This is a genomic window from Persicobacter psychrovividus, from assembly GCF_036492425.1.
In the GTDB taxonomy this organism is placed as follows: domain Bacteria; phylum Bacteroidota; class Bacteroidia; order Cytophagales; family Cyclobacteriaceae; genus Persicobacter; species Persicobacter psychrovividus.
Window position 1 is genome coordinate 706,470 of record NZ_AP025292.1, and the last position, 16,011, is coordinate 722,480.

Genomic DNA, 16,011 nt, shown 5'->3' on the forward strand with positions numbered 1-16,011 from the left:
TTGTTTTGGGGTGTCAGTAATGAGTTTAGAGCGTTCATGAAACTAAAACTGCGGTTGGGTGGTTAGTTGATCAACCCGCTCTTAAATAAATTAATGATAATTATCATAATTTAAAAGATAAATCACTGATAAAGGTTGTGTATGTATTTCAATTATTAGAAATAATACTTACGGTATTCAGTTTATTCATTAAATTTACCCTTAGTTTTAAATGAAGAAGGTTATTGAATTAGGTGATAATATTTGATATTAAACATATATCATCTTCTCTTTGATCTTTATTTTTATGTGGTTAACTAATTTTTGCGCATGTATTTTTTGGAATATTTAAAAAAGGAAGAAGGTGGGCTGAATAAGAAGGAATACGCCTCGCTGCGAAGTTTAACGCATCTTGTGGACGTTTTTTTCTTGATTCAGGCAATCATTTTATTGACCACATATTGGGGAGAAATACAAACCGTCAGTACGGTTTTGGCATTCCTGATGTTACTTCCAATGGTTACGTTACTTCTAACGCATTTGCGGTTCAGAAAGCCGTTGTTAACTATACTATTGTTGGCAGGGCAGGGAGTGGGGCTGTCGGCGCTGTCAGTGGTTTTGATCACTGCTGGAACAGTTTCTGTCCTTGTGCTGCAGGCGCAAGTCATTTTATTTTATATCTTCAGCATGTTGTTTCCTGCGAAAAAAAGAAGTCTGGAGTTGTTGTTACAGTTGCTGATTATGGCGGGAATAGTATTGCCTTTTATACTTGGAGAGGCATTCGCAGGGGCAGATTTGCGTTGGAGCAGTCCTGTGCTGAGCATCATGATATTGACGGCTCTTTTTATTCCGATTGTATCGCTTGCGCATCGCATTCAGTTGGTGCTTTATAAGGTTGAGCAGCGATTTCGGACTGAATTAGTGGCGGTGAAGAAAACGGTTGTTGAAAAACAACAGGAGTTTGATCAGCAATTTCAACGGGTAAAGGAGCAAAAGCAAAAAGATGAGAAAAGGCAGTGGGTGATTTCTGGTGTTGCTGAGGTAGAGGATATTCTGCGGCAGGATGCGGAATCCACCGAAGTGGAAGGAGAGGTGATCAAGGCGATATTGAAGTACCTTGATGCCACGCAGGGGGCATTGTATTTGGTGGAGGATTTTGAAGCTGAGGAATCCATTTTGGAGCTGACCTCGTGTTATGCCTACGGTCGGAAAAAATTTGTTAGCGATAAGCTTGAGCCAGGGCAGGGGCTGGTGGGGCAGTGTTATCTGGAACAGGAATATATCCACCTGACCGAGGTGCCGCAGAATTATATGAAAATTACTTCAGGCCTTGGCGCTGCCGAACCAAGTTCAGTATTGATATTTCCTGTAAAGTGGAATGAGAAAGTGGTCGGAGTGCTTGAGATGGCTTCTTTTGGAGCGTTTACGGCGCATCATTTTGAGTATGTAGAAAAAGTATCGGTGGCCTTGGCTTCTTTTGTTACTAACCAAAAGGTCAATTCTAAAATCAAGAAATTACTGAGGGCTTCACAGATTGCTGCGGAACAAATGCGGACACAGGAAGAAGAGGTGCGCCAGAATATGGAGGAATTACAGGCGGCTCATGAGCAGATGGAAAAACTTCAGGCAACGCAAAAGGAACAGCATGAGAAAATGCTCAGGGAGATTGATGAGCGCAATAAAGTCTTTTTGAAAATTATTGATGAAATGCCTAATCGGGTTGCACTGAAAGATAGTCAGCATAAGTTTGTACTGGCCAATAAGGTGGTATGTGAGCTGCACAACCGTACGGAAAAGGAGCTTCGTAATTTGACTGAAGTAGATGTGGCGGGAAAAGAAATCGGTGAAAAAATTCTGGCACTCGATCAGGAAATTATGAATGGCACGGAGCGAAAAATCTATGATAAAGTGGAGTGGATTGATGGGCAAGAGCGCCATTTTAAATCCATGAAAATGCCCTTTTTTATCGATCACCTGAAGGAAACGGGCTTGTTGTGTATTCAGTACGAAACAACGGAAGTACAACAGCTGAAGGCGAAACTTGAGGAAATAGGTGCTGAAGTTTAGCTTTGGAGCGTATTTAAAAATTGGCCATCCTACCTCAAATTCGGGTGATTGGAGTTGATTTTAAATGATTTATCACTTCTGCAAAATGCCAAATTCTTGTTACGAATTTAAGGCTTAAACACGCCATGAGTTATGTGCCGTGAAAAAAAAGTCAGTGGGTTTTCCACTGACTTTTTTTATTTCTTTTCGGCTTCGGTTGGCCAGTCTTTAAAAGGGTAACTGATCAGCGAAGCATTGTAATACTTCGGGTCGCCAGTTACTTCTGCGCCAATCCAGTTTGGTTTTTCAAATTCGGTATCTTCTGCAGGGAGTTCAATTTCCGCCACAACCAGCCCTTTGTTGTCTCCGTGAAATTCATCAATTTCCCACAGGAACCCCGCCCAGGGTAATTTGTATCGATGTTTTTCTATCGTTGGACGAAGGCACAGGTCATTCAGGATTTCCTCGGCCTCTTCAAAGGGGATTTCATACTCAAATTCTGGTCGGCTGGCACCTACGGTTGGCCCTTTGACGGTCATGAAGGCAGTATCTCCAGCAATGCGGACACGAACAGTTCGTTCGGCCTCAGCGCATAAGTAGCCCTGGTGGTAATAAACCCCTTCAGCAAGTGATTTATAGGCATCAGTATCTACTAAAAATTTACGTTCAATTTCTTTCCCCATAATGGTTCTTAAGGTTACGAAAGCAAATAAAGAAAAAAAATAACAGACGGCGAAACCTTCGGGCGATCAATCAGCAAAAAGCCCCTTTCCGACACGGTGGTCAGTAAGGGGCTTCCTTTTTTGCTGCGTGATTCAGCAGCTCATTGTTGATTTATTATTCAGCATCCATAAATGGGTAGCGAATGTCTTTTGCTGGTACGAATGTTTCTTTGATAGTACGTGGTGAAACCCAACGTAACAAGTTGATCATCGATCCCGCTTTGTCGTTCGTTCCTGAAGCACGGCCACCACCAAACGGCTGTTGCCCTACGACTGCGCCAGTACACTTGTCATTAATGTAGAAGTTTCCTGCAGCATTTTTAAGCGCTTTTGTTGCTTTGGATGCCGCATAGCGATCCTGCGAGAAAATAGCACCAGTAAGTGCATAAGGAGAAGTTTGGTCGACGATTTCCAATGCCATATCGAAATCATTGGCATCGTAAACATAGATCGTCAATACAGGACCAAAAATCTCTTCTACCATTGTAGTCGATTGTGGATCATGCGAAAGGAAAACAGTCGGCTCTACGAAATACCCTTTGGATTTATCGTAGTTTCCTCCAGCAACCAATTCCACCATGGCATTTTCTTTGGCGCCATCAATGTATTTAGCGATTTTATCAAATGACTTTTCGTCAATGACCGCATTCACAAAGTTCGAGAAGTCTTCTGTTGGGCCCATCTTGATTGTTTTCAGGGTCGCCGTCAGTTTTTCTTTAACCTCCTCCCAGATCGTATGCGGGATGTAAGCACGAGAACATGCCGAACATTTTTGCCCCTGGAACTCAAAGGCACCACGAACAAGCCCTACAACCAGAGCATCAATGTCTGCAGACTCATGCGCAAGGATAAAGTCTTTACCGCCTGTTTCCCCAACAATGCGAGGGTAAGATTTATACTTGTGAATGTTTTCACCGATGGTTTTCCAGATGTGCTGGAATACGCCTGTAGAACCCGTAAAGTGAATTCCTGCAAACTCTGGATGATTAAAGATCACCTCTCCTGCCGTTGGGCCATCGACATGCACAAGGTTAATTACCCCGTCAGGAACGCCCGCTTCCTTGAAAACCTCCATCAATACATTGGCAGAGTAAATCTGTGTGTTGGAAGCCTTCCATACAATGGTGTTGCCCATCATGGCAGCTGAAGTAGGTAGGTTGCCCGCAATTGCCGTGAAGTTGAATGGCGTAAGGGCAAACACAAAACCTTCCAGTGGACGTTGCTCCAGACGGTTCCAAACTCCAGGAGCGGATTGTGGCTGTTGCTTATAAATTTCTGTCATGTAAGAAACGTTGAATCTCAGGAAGTCAACAATCTCACAGGCAGAATCAATTTCTGCTTGAAAAGCATTTTTCGACTGGCCAAGCATCGTGGCTGCGTTGATTTTTGCCCGATATGGTCCAGCAATTAAATCGGCAGCTTTCAGGAAGATCGACGCACGGTGCTCCCATGTCAATTCTTCCCATTCTGGTTTTGCAGCCAAAGCGGCGTCTATGGCTTGCTGAACGTGTCCTGCATCTCCTTCATGGTAATAGCCAAGAATATGCTGATGGTCGTGTGGGGGCGACATCGGGTGCTTCTTCTCGGTGCGTACTTCCTCTCCACCAATAAACATCGGAACGTCAACTTGTGTTGCTCGTGCCGCTTCAATCGCTTTTTTCAGGGTCTCGCGCTCGGCTGATCCTGGCTGATATGAAAGAATAGGTTCGTTGATCGGTGTCGGGACATTAAAAACTCCTTTAGCCATGCTTGTGGTATTATTTAGCTGATAATTAATTAAAAAAGTCCTTTTTCTGGATGAAAAAGGCGGTCTGTTGTTTGACAAGACCCTTAAAGTTACAGAAATGAAGTGAAAATCCGAAAACTATTTTTTCAGCTTAGGATTGTTTTTGTGTCGATTAATATCTCTGATGTTCTTTTTCTCGAAATTTTTTTGTAGTGCTTCCGTAAGGTCAATTCCCGTCTGGTTAGCCAGGCAAATCAATACCCAGAGCACATCGGCCATCTCATCTCCAAGATTTTTGTCAAGGTCAGATTTTTTAAAAGATTGATCTCCGTAGGTTCGCGCCATGATGCGGGCAAGTTCCCCAACCTCTTCGGTCAGGATGGTCATATTGGTCAGTTCGCTAAAGTAGCGTACGCCAACCGTTTTAATCCAGTGATCGACTTGCTCCTGAGCCTCACGGATGGTTATTGCTTGTGGTTCGTTCATATTATTCTTTATTTTTACTGTCGATCATGATCGTAACTGGGCCATCATTGGTGAAGTTTATCTGCATATCTGCGCCAAATTCTCCCGTGTAAACAGGCTTGTTCATAACACGCTGCGCTTCTTCAACAAAGGCTTCATAGAGTGGGATGGCGATGGCAGGTTTAGCTGCTTTAATGTAGGAAGGGCGATTGCCTTTCTTGGTCGAGGCGTGTAAGGTGAACTGGCTTACGATCATTAAATCTCCGCCAGTGTCCAGTAAGCTCAGATTCATTACGCCCTGTTCGTCGTTAAAGACCCTCAGATTAGTGATTTTTTTGACCAGCCACTGAATGTCTTCCTGACTGTCGGTATCCTCTATGCCCACTAAAACCACCAGTCCGTTGCTGAAACTGCCTCGGTCGATGCCATTGGCCACAATATTTGCATTTTTGGCTCTTTGTATGATAATCCGCATGCTAATAATTTTTATTCAAAACCGTTAAAAGTTCTTTTCTTCGTAAAGATGTAAGGCTTGGCGTATTTTTTTAGAAAAAAGCGCCAATTATTGATGAAATATATATTAAAAAACAAACAATTTAAAGAAGCCTTCGTTGAGTAAGATTATGAATTACAAACTCATTAAAACCCAAACGTTACAGGAAGAGGAAATCTTCATGAAATATCACCCCTCTGAAGGTATTCTGGAGGGGATAGCGACTGGTTACATGTATGAAGATGTATTTCAGGAGCGTGGAGAAGCGCTGCTCCGTATTGCTGAGGAACGAGGTGTAAAAAGGATGCTCCTCAGTTGCGAGGTATTAAATGTACTGAAGCCTTCAAATCAATTATATCTCAGGGATCATTGGTTTCCTGCACTTTACCGACTTGGAGTAAAAAAAGTAGCCATTGTTGAGCCGATAGATATGCTGAGCAATTGCTCCCTGAAACAGGCGGTGGATTTGATGGGTGCAATGAACACCAAGGAATTTTATCAGTACTTTTCAGCAAGAGATCAAGCCATTGCGTGGCTTAAAGCATAAAACAAAAAAGCTTGTCGTTTGACAAGCTTTTTTTTTAGGTTAGTAATTCTTGATTTTCATAGACATGGTTGCCCGAGGTTTCATATTGTGCCACCTGGTACATTTTTTCAGCAACCGTGGAGGCTTCAATAGCTCGGTACTTTTTTAGCGAACCCACCAATATCAGGTTGAGTACAGGGCTGAGCAGCTTGCCAATTTCTTCCATCAGTCTGGTTTCTTTCCTATCGCCAAGCAATAAAGAGGGGCGCAAAACACTGAACTGCTCGAAGCCGACTTCCTTAATAGCCTCTTCGAGTTCTCCTTTCACCTTACTATAAAAAGCCTTTGATTTTGGCGAGGCTCCGAGGGAGGAGATCAGAAGGAAATGGGGGCAACCTTTATGATGAGCTGCCTTGGCAAGGTGCAGTGGAATGTTATAATCCACTGCGCGGAAGGCCTTTTGGCTTCCCGCTTTTTTAATGGTAGTTCCAATACAACAGAAAACCTCATCGAAGTGTGCGGGCAATTCATGGGTGAGATGTGATAGCTGAAAATTGCTGGTCACAAAATGAATTTTCGGATGACTCGAGGCTGGTGGCCGACGGCCAAGCACCACAATTTCACGGTACTGATCATCCTGGATCAGGTGTTTCATTAAATGTCCTCCGATAAGCCCAGTGGCTCCGATGACTACTGCCGTTTTTTTACTCATGGGTTGCTAATTACTGTAAATTCTTCCTGAATGGTTTTTCCTCGATCTTTGGCATACCACTTTTGTACTTTTACCGCTTTCTCATTGGTATCTGTGCCTCCAGCGGCTTTCCAGTCGAGTACAATTTGTTGGGCAGCAGCGGGTCTTGGTCCCCACTGAAACTGTTCGTCCATGGTTTCAGCATCAAAAGCGATTAATTTAGGGATTGCGCGCCCACCGTTGGTTAAGTATTGATCCGTCAGTGGCAAGTGCTCATCTCTTAACAGAATGCGCAGTTGTATGTTGGGGTTCGAGGCCGCCATAGCCGCAATGTGTGGTAAATTAAGTGCGGCATCACCACACCAGGCTTCAGCGAGTACCACCCAGTATTGTGGTCGTTCAATACGACGGAGGGCAGCGACTGTTTCGTCCTGTAGTTTGAATGTTTTCGCTGCGCGGTGCATGCGTTGTTCATTCAGTTTGGTGTATTCAATTAAAGCTTCAGACTGATCCGTCCCTGAGGTTTTACCCTCTTGAGTTAAATGACTGACCAACTCCTGATACTGCTCGTAGGTATATCCTTTTTCAAAAATCGCTGCATTAATTGCCATAGTGGTGTTGATAAATTAAATGGGAATTGATTATTCTTCTCGCTCCAAAATTGTCGTCTTTTGGTTGCGTTTCCAATCTTTGTAACGTTCAATTTCATGGCGCAGGGAATGATACACCCATAATATGACAGATATGTCGTCTACAAGTCCAGCGACAGGGAAAAAGTCAGGAATGACATCAATCGGGCTGACGAAATAGATCAGGCCAGCAACGATCATCACAATAGAGCTCCACGGGATATCGCGGTATTCTCCCTTGGCGTAAGCGGCCACCATCTCGACCAGCAGCAGGACCTCTTGTTTGATTTCATTGATTTTCCCTTTTTTATCTGTCAGGTGAAATTTAACATCATCAATCAGGCTTTGGCTATTTTTATAGTCGGCTAAAATATGGGCGGCCTGCTGGAGGGCATATCTGAAGAATCCGCTATTGACCGCCTTATTTAGAATATTATTACTTTTCTTTCCCATATTAATTGCTTAAAAATGAAAAGAGGCGAAGGAATTCTCTTCCCTTCGCCTCCCTGTCCTATTATACGGAATAAAAGATCTCCATGTTGAGCTTAGAAGATGCTTCGGATTTCGTTTTTTACACTACTGAGCGCAAAGGTAATGTAATCTTCCTCCTTGGCCATACGTTCAAATACCGCTTTGGCAAGCTCCATGCTTGTGGCCTTTGGGGAAAGTTTTTCCGCCTCCTCGTTAATGAGCATGATCAGTCGGTCGGCAGTGGAACGAACAAGGTTCCAGGCGTCGTCACTCATATAAACTTGTTGGCTTAAATTGTGGTTCAACTCCTCTCGGATTTCGTGTCCAAGAATTTGCTTAAATTCGTTGGCACTCATGCCACTCTGGTTTACCCTTGGCAGTAGGTTATGAGGGCTGATTCGCTCTAAAAACAAGCAGATGCGCTCATAGGCCTGAAGGCGGTTAGGTAAAATAACCTCACTGTTTTTTATTTTCAGACTCAACAATTGTTTTTCAAAATCTTTTTGAAGGAACGACTGGGTGGTCAAATACATGGCGTAAAGCACCAAGGCTGCAGGAAGAATGATCTTTACGAAATCAAATAATAAATCCATGATTGAAAAATGTCTTTTTGGTGATGTATTTGCTTTTAATAATTCGTTAAATGAGCACTGAAAAGCTTATTTTAGCACAAATTTGGCTTAAAATTTTGAATTAAGAATATATGGAACCGATAAAAATCACCGAAAAAGCCCAAAAGTATCTGAAAGAAGCTTTAGCCACCAAAAAAATCCCTGAAGGATTCATGTTGCGTATGGGAGCAAAAGGTGGCGGCTGCCATGGTGTAAACACTTACCTTGGCTTTGATAAAGAAACAGAAGAGGACAAGCGCTATACCATTTCAGGTATTGAGTTGATTATCAAGAAAAAAGAGGTGATGTTTTTGATTGGTAAAAAATTGGACTATGTTGATGAAGGCGAAGTTCAAGGGTTCGTATTTCTTACGGCGAGTGCTGAGGAAAAATAAAAAAAGGGAATGCCTGATGAAAGGCATTCCCTTTTTTTGATCTGAATTATTTTAATTTTTTCAGCACGTCTTCAAACTGGTGCAATGGGATCATGTTTGGCCCATCAGAAAGGGCGTGGTCAGGGTCTTCATGTACTTCAAAGAAGAAGCCGTCAACGCCAACCGCTTTAGCCGCAGCAGCAATGTAAGGCGCGTATTCGCGGTTTCCACCACTTCTGCCACCAAGTCCGCCAGGCTTTTGCGTAGAGTGGGTGACGTCCATGACTACTGGGTAGCCCAGGTTTTTCATGTCGACCAAATTACGGATATCCACCACCAAATCACCATAGCCCATCAAAGTGCCGCGCTCTGTCAGCATCACTTTGTTATTGCCAGAATCAATGACTTTCTGCGCAGGATACACCATGTCTTTACCTGAAAGGAACTGTGCTTTTTTAATATTGACAATCTTGTCTGTTTTTGCGCAGGCCACCAATAGGTCGGTCTGGCGGCAAAGAAAAGCAGGGATTTGCAGGATGTCGATGACCTCCGCCAAAGGAGCTGCCTGGCAAGATTCATGCACATCGGTGGTGATCGGTAAATTGAATTGCGTTTTCACCTTTTCCAAAATGCGTAAGCCTTCTTCCAAGCCTGGGCCTCTGAAGGAAGAGATCGAGGTTCTGTTGGCCTTATCAAAAGAAGCCTTGAAGATATAAGTTAAATGCTGGCGTTCGCAAATTTCGGCAATTTGTTCCGCAAGTCGCATCACCATGTCTTCACTCTCGATGACACACGGGCCAGAGATAATGAATGGTGCCGATTTTAGTTTATTATATAGTTCCATAAAGGTATATTTTTACTTGTTTGGAGTCTCCATCAGGGATTTTACTTTTTCAAAATCCTCGAGGGTATCAACGCCTATAGGACTGTGTTGTGTTTCGATCATCTTAATGGCATAACCATTTTCGATTGCACGAAGTTGTTCCAGCTTTTCCACCCCTTCGAGGTAGGATGGGGCCATTTGTGCATACTTCAGCAAAAATGATTTGCGATAGCCATAAATGCCGAGATGTTTGAAATACTGAAGGTCTTCAGGGACATAGCCACTTTGCAGTTCCTCAATACGGTCCCTGTAAAAAGGGATGGGGGAACGTGAAAAGTAAATGGCATGACCACTTTGGTTGGTGATGACCTTGACGTTATTGGGATTGTTCAAAGTTTCGCAACGCTTGATGGGCGTCATGACGGAAGCCATCGGCAATGTACTGTCGGACTTAAATTCAGCAGCGAGTTGCGTAATGATTTCCGAAGGAATCTGTGGCTCATCTCCCTGAACGTTAATAATCACCTCGGCCTCCATTTGCTGTGCCGCTTCGGCGATACGGTCGGTACCACTCTGGCAATCAACGGACGTCATGATGATGTTTTCTGTAAAACTCAGGCAGCGGTCCCGAATTTCTTCGGCATCCGTAGCGATAAATACAGCATCAATGCCATCGGCAGCCAATGCTTTCTCATAGACCCATTGTACAATCGGTTTGCCTTGAATTTCCAGCAGAATCTTGCGTGGAAGGCGGGTGGATTGCAGCCGAGCGGGAATAACAACAATTGTTTTCAAAAGACTAAAGGTTAAGGTCGTAAATTTGGATCACCCCTAACAGCTGTTCGTCTTCAGTAACTAACAGGGAGTTGATTTTATGCTGATTCATCAATTGGTCCGCTTCACCAAGTTTGGCGGTTTTATTGATGGTTTTGGGATGAACGCTCATCAGGTCTTTTGCCGACATGGTAAAGAAATCTGCCTCGTGGCTTTCCATATTTCTACGGATGTCGCCATCAGTAATAATCCCTTCAACCTGTCCATTTTCAATCACGATCGCCAATCCCAGTCGTCCTTCTGAAACGCGCTGTACGACCATCAAAGAGCTGGTGTCAGGCGCAACGATAGGCAGGTTTTCTTTACGCATCAATGTTTCGACATTGGTGAGCAGCATACGGCCAAGGCTGCCTCCAGGATGGAAACGTGCAAAATCTTTGGCTTCAAATTGTCGCTTTTTCATCAGTGCCACCGCAAGGGCATCGCCCATGGCCAAAGTGGCCGTGGTGGAGCTTGTAGGCGCCAGGGCCAAAGCACAAGCTTCTTTCTCTACGGCAACATTAAGGTGGTGATGCACATTTTTTGCCAGGATAGAATCGGGCTTGCCCGTCATCCCAATCAGAAGATTGCCATTGTCCTTGAAGAATGGGATCAGGTTCAATACCTCATCGGTTTTACCGCTGTTGGAAATCAAAAGTACGGTATCGTTTGGGGTTACCATTCCGAGGTCGCCATGAAATGCTTCGCCAGGATGCAGGAAGAAACTCGGCGTACCAGTACTCGCTAATGTTGCAGCAATTTTTTTTCCGATATGTCCAGATTTGCCCATCCCACAGATGATGAATTTTCCCGTGCTTTTTAGGACGGCTTCCACTGTGGCGACAAAGTCACTGTCGATTTGGTTGGCAAGTTGCTTAACGGCCTGGGCTTCAATTTCAAAAACTTCTTGAGCCAGTGCCAATATTTCATGTTTACCCATGGGTGATCGATCTAAGAAATGATAATAGCTACAAAACTAAAAAAATAAGTTCAACAATTAAATGGTACATTCAATCCTTTTCAGGCTAATCCTTGTTATCTCAGTACTTAAGTAAAAGGAGGGGGATATGAAAGTTGTTGCAAGAGGGGTATTCTTATGGTTTTTTTTAGGATTGGTAAGCTGTCAGGGCCCTGCGGTAGAAACCATTCAAATCGGGCCTGTGCTGCCGCCACCACCACCACAAGAGGAGAAGCTGCCACTGGTCATTACACAGCTATTGGATGGGGTGCCCGACACTGTATTGGCATTCCGCTATGCGCAAAACGACCAATTTGTGCAGGCAAGGTGGCGGGATCGTCATGTTTTTTTCTTTGAGTTTGATCAGCAACAGCAGTTTAGGTCTTATACCTTGCGTGTGGATGGCTACGATGTGAAAAAAATTGACAAAATTAGCCAGCAGGACGATCAGATTTTTTTCAGGCAGGAAATTATTGATCAGGAGATTTTCTTGCGGTACAGGAAATCCAGGATGAAGGTACTTTCCGCAGATTTAAACATTATTGAAAGGCTTGATGAAAATAACCATGCGGAATCCATGACTTTCAGGGATATTGAGGCCGATACCATTGTGGGAATGGTGAAATTTGACCGTATGCCCAATGGTAATTTGCTGAAGCTGGAAGAAATAAGTCGGGCCCCTGAGGTCACGCAGCCTTTATTTACCATTAATTTTGAACATGATGATCGGCAAACTTATTTTGGGCGCTTCGGACAGTTGCCTGAAGTGGTGTTACTGGATATATTTGAAGAAACCCGTCTGAGTGCTTTCAGCATGGGAAATAATGCGACAAAACTGGCGGTAGAAACCCAAAGGCGGACCCGCAGATCGCAGGAGGTGAACCATTACGAATACATTTATGATGAGCAGGGTTACCCTTTGGCATTAGATTTTATCACGGATCGGTTTGGTGTTCTCGATACTGTAAGGTATTTTATAACTTATCGATAAAAATTACGAATACTGTTATATTACATAACGCTCTACCCAACATAACTTATGACCTTATTAAAAAATGTATTTGTTGCATTAATTGCAGTGGTGGCTTTCGCTGCCTGTAAATCTGATGACGCTGCTCCGCAGGAAATTGCTACACCAACGATGCTGACCATCAACTCTACTACTGGAGAGATTCCATTGTATGAGTTTGAGTATAATGAAGATAAATCGATCAAGGAGATCATATTAGAAAATTATGGTGTAAAATGGGCTTTTGAGTATGACGATCAGGGGAGGTATGAATCCCACGGACTGATGAGCCTTGATGGGCAGCTCACCCTTCAGCAGCACCAGGCAATTTGGGGGAATAATGAGCAAATTTCAGAAATTAAATATTTTATCAATATTGATAACAGTACCTCCAGGCTCAAAAAGAATTCATCGTTTTTGGGTATTAAGCAAGGAAAGCAGTTCTACCTCCAAAATTCAAATTTAAGAACATCGGAATTGGTGGAAGTTTTAACCTACGAGCCGTTTTATCAGGGAGGCCGCATGAAAGAGGCCAACTTCAACCAGGGGGAGTTTAACCTGGGGAAAATGGTTTTTGAATACGGGGATAACGGTCAGTTATTGTCTGCGGAACAGATTTACGATTTTAATGATGGTGAAGAAGATATATTTCAGTCTACTAAATTTGCTTTTACCTACGATAACCGTGTAGCACTTTTTGGCAGCTTTGGGAAATTACCGCAGATCGTTTCTTATTTTATCATGGAAACCCTATTGAGTAATAATATCGATTTGCTGTTGCCGAGTGCTGTAAATAACCCGACGACATTACAGTACACGGTATCAGATGGGAATGATGCTGACGGTTTTGTAGAGTCAATCGCTTATGAGTATGACGACAAAAACCAACCGATAAGAATCCTTATTGGGCCAGAAGGGCAGGAGTTTGTGAAAAATGCCGCTTATTCTGAATAATGAACGTGGCCGCTGATCAGCCTTGGGGCTTTGTAGCACATGCACTCCGATGGTCGATTCATCAGTTATTTTTTCAGCGCTGAAGTTCATGAGTGCTGAAAATGAATTTTTCGGGATTTAGCCTTAAATAAGAAAGTAAATATTTTCTGAGAAATCACACCACAGAAAAACCGTTTCAGCAGGAACGGTTTTTTTGTTTTATATGGGCTACCTGTTTGATTTTTACGATCTTTGTACAAATATCGAAACACTATGCAATCATTGAAATATAATATTAAAATGGTCATCACGGATGTGGATGGCACCCTTACCGACGGTGGGATGTATTATACCGAGCAAGGGGATGAGTTTAAAAAGTTCAATGCCAAAGATGGTATGGGGATGAATCTTCTGCGCAAAGCGGGGATCGAGGTTGGGATTATCAGCCACGGAAAAGCACCACACATGGTCCTGAACAGGGCCGAGCGTCTTGGACTGAAATATTGCTATGTGGGGCAGGAGCCTAAGATGAAGGTGCTCGAAGGTTGGTTGAAAGAACTGAACATTTCTGCGGCGCAGGTATGTTATATCGGTGATGATATTAATGATCAGGAAATCATGGAGTCTGTAGGTTTGTCGGCTTGCCCTGCCGATGCTGTCAAGGTAATTCGTGCCACCGCAGACATCGTTTTGAGCCGTGGTGGAGGCGATTGCGCTTTCCGTGAGCTGGTCGATGAACACCTTTTGGGTTAAGCGAAGCCTCGTGGGTGGAGGAATAGTCTGTCGGTTGGTTTTTTATTCTGCCAACTAAGGGTTATTTTTGCCATTCTTTTTTTAATGGATTAAAAACTGCTTTAATAGAAAGCTCATGAATATAAATAGTGCAATCAAAAAAGCCATTTCTGAGGCTTTTCAGGCGCAATTTGGTGCCGAATTACCTGTTGAAGAAGTGAAGCTTCAACCTTGTCGTAAGGATTTTGAAGGAACACATACTTTCCTGACTTTCCCTTTTGCGCGCATCAGTAAGAAAAATCCTGAGCAAACGGCGCAAGTTTTAGGGGAATACCTGAAAGAAAATAGCGAAGTGATCGCTGATTTCAATGTGGTGAAAGGTTTCTTGAACTTGGTGCTGGAGCAACAGGTGTGGGTTGATGCCCTGAAAACGATGGCCGCTGACGATCAATATGGTTTCGCCGCTTCGAATGGCAAAAAAGTGATGGTGGAATATTCTTCCCCAAACACCAACAAGCCATTGCACTTGGGGCATTTGAGAAATAACTTCCTGGGGTATTCTGTTTCTGAGATTTTGAAAGCGGCAGGTTACGAAGTGCAAAAAGTGAACTTGGTCAACGACCGTGGTATCCACATTTGTAAGTCGATGCTTGCCTACCTGAAGTTTGGTGAGGGGGAAACGCCTTCGACAGCAGGGATCAAAGGCGATAAGCTGGTAGGGAACTACTATGTGAAGTACGATCAGGAGTACAAAAAAGAAGTACAGGCATTGGTTGCTGAGGGGAAATCGGAAGAGGATGCCAAGAAAGAAGCCCCTTTGATGGTTGGCGCTCAGAAAATGTTGCGTGACTGGGAAGCTGGCGAAGAAGAAGTGGTTGCACTTTGGAAGAAAATGAACGGATGGGTGTACGATGGCTTTAATGCGACTTACAAAACCATGGGCGTTGATTTCGACAAGTTCTACTATGAGTCGGATACTTACCTTTTGGGAAAAGACATCGTGAATGATGGGCTTGAAAAAGGCGTTTTCTTCAAAAAAGACGATAACTCCGTTTGGGCTGACCTTTCGAATGAAGGATTGGACGAGAAACTGGTATTGCGTGGCGATGGCACTTCGGTATATATCACACAAGATATGGGGACGGCAGATCTTAAACACAAAGATTTTGCCTTCGATCAGTCTATTTATGTGGTAGGGAATGAGCAGGATTATCACTTCGATGTGTTGTTCCGCATTTTGAAAAATGTTGGTCGTGAGTATGCTGAAGGAATGTATCACCTTTCTTACGGAATGGTAGATTTACCTTCAGGGAAAATGAAATCCCGTGAAGGAACAGTGGTTGATGCCGACGATTTAATGCAGGAAATGTTTGATACTGCTGAAGCGCACACCAAAGAGTTGGGTAAGATTGACGGCTTTACAGAAGCAGAAGCTTCAGCACTTTATCGCCAGCTGGGCTTGGGTGCACTGAAATATTTCTTGCTGAAAGTGGATCCGAAACGCCGAATGATGTTCAACCCAGAGGAGTCTATCCAGTTCCAGGGAAATACAGGCCCGTTCATCCAATACACGCACGCACGGATTTCCGCAATTTCCCGCAAAGCGAAGGAGCAGGGGATCGATACGTCGAATATCGGTGAGTTGACTGACCTTCAGCCATCAGAAATTGAAGGTATCCGTCTTTTAAGTACTTTCCCTGACGTGATCAAGGAAGCGGCAAGCAACCATTCTCCTGCGGTTATTGCTAACTTCTGCTTTGAGTTAGCCAAAGAATATAACCGCTTCTATGCCGAGGTAGCGATCTTTAATGAAGAAGATCCTCAAAAACTGGCCTTCCGTGTCGCTTTCTCTGAGAAAGTTGCTGAGGTGATTCGTCGAGGAATGCAATTATTGGGTGTTGAAGCACCAAATCGCATGTAATTTCTAAATAAAAAAAACATTTTCATAAACCCTTTCGTAATAGCGAAAGGGTTTTTTGTTGCCAAGATCATCATTATCTTTGCGAATTG

General features: G+C 43.5%; 18 protein-coding genes. 7 read left to right on the top strand and 11 right to left on the bottom strand.

All coding sequences use genetic code 11. The features are described 5' to 3' along the window. The first annotated feature begins 309 nt into the window (after positions 1-309). A complete protein-coding gene (locus AABK40_RS03100; protein ID WP_338397614.1) occupies positions 310-2,046 on the top strand; it encodes a GAF domain-containing protein in 1,737 nt (578 codons plus the stop codon). 176 nt (positions 2,047-2,222) lie between these two features. Here AABK40_RS03100 and AABK40_RS03105 read toward each other — a convergent pair whose 3' ends face one another. The 4 genes from AABK40_RS03105 to dtd all read right to left on the bottom strand — a co-directional run bounded on the left by AABK40_RS03105 (position 2,223) and on the right by dtd (position 5,413). Continuing rightward, the gene (locus tag AABK40_RS03105) at positions 2,223-2,708 is read right to left on the bottom strand and encodes a CYTH domain-containing protein (RefSeq protein ID WP_332921153.1); all 486 of its coding nucleotides are present in this window, start codon (positions 2,706-2,708) and stop codon (positions 2,223-2,225) included. 154 nt (positions 2,709-2,862) lie between these two features. Next, positions 2,863-4,494: an L-glutamate gamma-semialdehyde dehydrogenase gene (pruA, locus tag AABK40_RS03110; RefSeq protein ID WP_338397615.1), complete on the bottom strand. Its 1,632-nt coding sequence runs from the start codon at positions 4,492-4,494 to the stop codon at positions 2,863-2,865. A 117-nt stretch (positions 4,495-4,611) separates the two neighbouring features. Further along, positions 4,612-4,941 carry a nucleotide pyrophosphohydrolase gene (locus AABK40_RS03115; RefSeq protein WP_332921156.1) on the bottom strand — a complete coding sequence of 110 codons (330 nt, stop codon included), beginning with the start codon at positions 4,939-4,941 and terminating at the stop codon, positions 4,612-4,614. Positions 4,942-4,960: 19 nt separating this feature from the next. After that, on the bottom strand, positions 4,961-5,413 hold the full coding sequence (gene dtd / locus AABK40_RS03120) for a D-aminoacyl-tRNA deacylase (RefSeq protein ID WP_338397616.1): 453 nt from the start codon (positions 5,411-5,413) through the stop codon (positions 4,961-4,963). 148 nt (positions 5,414-5,561) lie between these two features. On the opposite strand from dtd, the gene AABK40_RS03125 reads away from it, so the two are divergent. Then, positions 5,562-5,978 (top strand): hypothetical protein, encoded by a 417-nt coding sequence (locus AABK40_RS03125; protein WP_332921150.1) that lies wholly within the window; start codon positions 5,562-5,564, stop codon positions 5,976-5,978. Positions 5,979-6,012: 34 nt separating this feature from the next. Here the strand turns inward: AABK40_RS03125 and AABK40_RS03130 are convergent, their stop codons facing one another. The 4 genes from AABK40_RS03130 to AABK40_RS03145 form a co-directional block, all read right to left on the bottom strand. Further along, on the bottom strand, positions 6,013-6,669 hold the full coding sequence (locus tag AABK40_RS03130; protein ID WP_332921149.1) for an NAD-dependent epimerase/dehydratase family protein: 657 nt from the start codon (positions 6,667-6,669) through the stop codon (positions 6,013-6,015). Beyond that, the gene (locus AABK40_RS03135) at positions 6,666-7,259 is read right to left on the bottom strand and encodes a thioredoxin family protein (protein ID WP_338397617.1); all 594 of its coding nucleotides are present in this window, start codon (positions 7,257-7,259) and stop codon (positions 6,666-6,668) included. Before AABK40_RS03135 ends, AABK40_RS03130 begins: the two co-directional genes overlap by 4 nt. A 30-nt stretch (positions 7,260-7,289) precedes the next feature. Beyond that, positions 7,290-7,730 carry a YkvA family protein gene (locus AABK40_RS03140; RefSeq protein WP_332921147.1) on the bottom strand — a complete coding sequence of 147 codons (441 nt, stop codon included), beginning with the start codon at positions 7,728-7,730 and terminating at the stop codon, positions 7,290-7,292. Between the two features lie 92 nt (positions 7,731-7,822). After that, on the bottom strand, positions 7,823-8,341 hold the full coding sequence (locus tag AABK40_RS03145; RefSeq protein ID WP_332921146.1) for a DUF7935 family protein: 519 nt from the start codon (positions 8,339-8,341) through the stop codon (positions 7,823-7,825). A 110-nt stretch (positions 8,342-8,451) separates the two neighbouring features. Between AABK40_RS03145 and AABK40_RS03150 the strand changes: the two genes are divergently transcribed. Continuing rightward, positions 8,452-8,754 (top strand): HesB/IscA family protein, encoded by a 303-nt coding sequence (locus tag AABK40_RS03150; protein ID WP_332921145.1) that lies wholly within the window; start codon positions 8,452-8,454, stop codon positions 8,752-8,754. A 46-nt stretch (positions 8,755-8,800) separates the two neighbouring features. Here AABK40_RS03150 and kdsA read toward each other — a convergent pair whose 3' ends face one another. Genes kdsA through AABK40_RS03165 form a run of 3 tightly spaced genes read right to left on the bottom strand, consistent with a single transcriptional unit; the run spans position 8,801 to position 11,309 of the window. Beyond that, the gene (gene kdsA / locus AABK40_RS03155) at positions 8,801-9,577 is read right to left on the bottom strand and encodes a 3-deoxy-8-phosphooctulonate synthase (RefSeq protein ID WP_332921144.1); all 777 of its coding nucleotides are present in this window, start codon (positions 9,575-9,577) and stop codon (positions 8,801-8,803) included. Positions 9,578-9,589: 12 nt separating this feature from the next. After that, positions 9,590-10,351: a 3-deoxy-manno-octulosonate cytidylyltransferase gene (gene kdsB / locus AABK40_RS03160; protein ID WP_338397618.1), complete on the bottom strand. Its 762-nt coding sequence runs from the start codon at positions 10,349-10,351 to the stop codon at positions 9,590-9,592. A 4-nt stretch (positions 10,352-10,355) separates the two neighbouring features. Further along, positions 10,356-11,309, bottom strand: a complete 954-nt coding sequence (locus tag AABK40_RS03165; protein ID WP_332921142.1) for a KpsF/GutQ family sugar-phosphate isomerase — start codon at positions 11,307-11,309, stop codon at positions 10,356-10,358. Positions 11,310-11,436: 127 nt separating this feature from the next. Here AABK40_RS03165 and AABK40_RS03170 point away from each other — a divergent pair, with 127 nt between their 5' ends. The 4 genes from AABK40_RS03170 (at position 11,437) to argS (ending at position 15,922) form a co-directional block, all read left to right on the top strand. Further along, positions 11,437-12,318, top strand: a complete 882-nt coding sequence (locus AABK40_RS03170) for a hypothetical protein (protein WP_332921141.1) — start codon at positions 11,437-11,439, stop codon at positions 12,316-12,318. A 48-nt stretch (positions 12,319-12,366) separates the two neighbouring features. Then, on the top strand, positions 12,367-13,290 hold the full coding sequence (locus AABK40_RS03175) for a hypothetical protein (RefSeq protein WP_338397619.1): 924 nt from the start codon (positions 12,367-12,369) through the stop codon (positions 13,288-13,290). Positions 13,291-13,542: 252 nt separating this feature from the next. Continuing rightward, positions 13,543-14,022, top strand: coding sequence for a KdsC family phosphatase (locus AABK40_RS03180; RefSeq protein WP_332921139.1), 480 nt, complete (start codon positions 13,543-13,545; stop codon positions 14,020-14,022). A gap of 115 nt (positions 14,023-14,137) precedes the next feature. Continuing rightward, the gene (gene argS / locus AABK40_RS03185) at positions 14,138-15,922 is read left to right on the top strand and encodes an arginine--tRNA ligase (protein WP_338397620.1); all 1,785 of its coding nucleotides are present in this window, start codon (positions 14,138-14,140) and stop codon (positions 15,920-15,922) included. Positions 15,923-16,011: the final 89 nt, after the last annotated feature.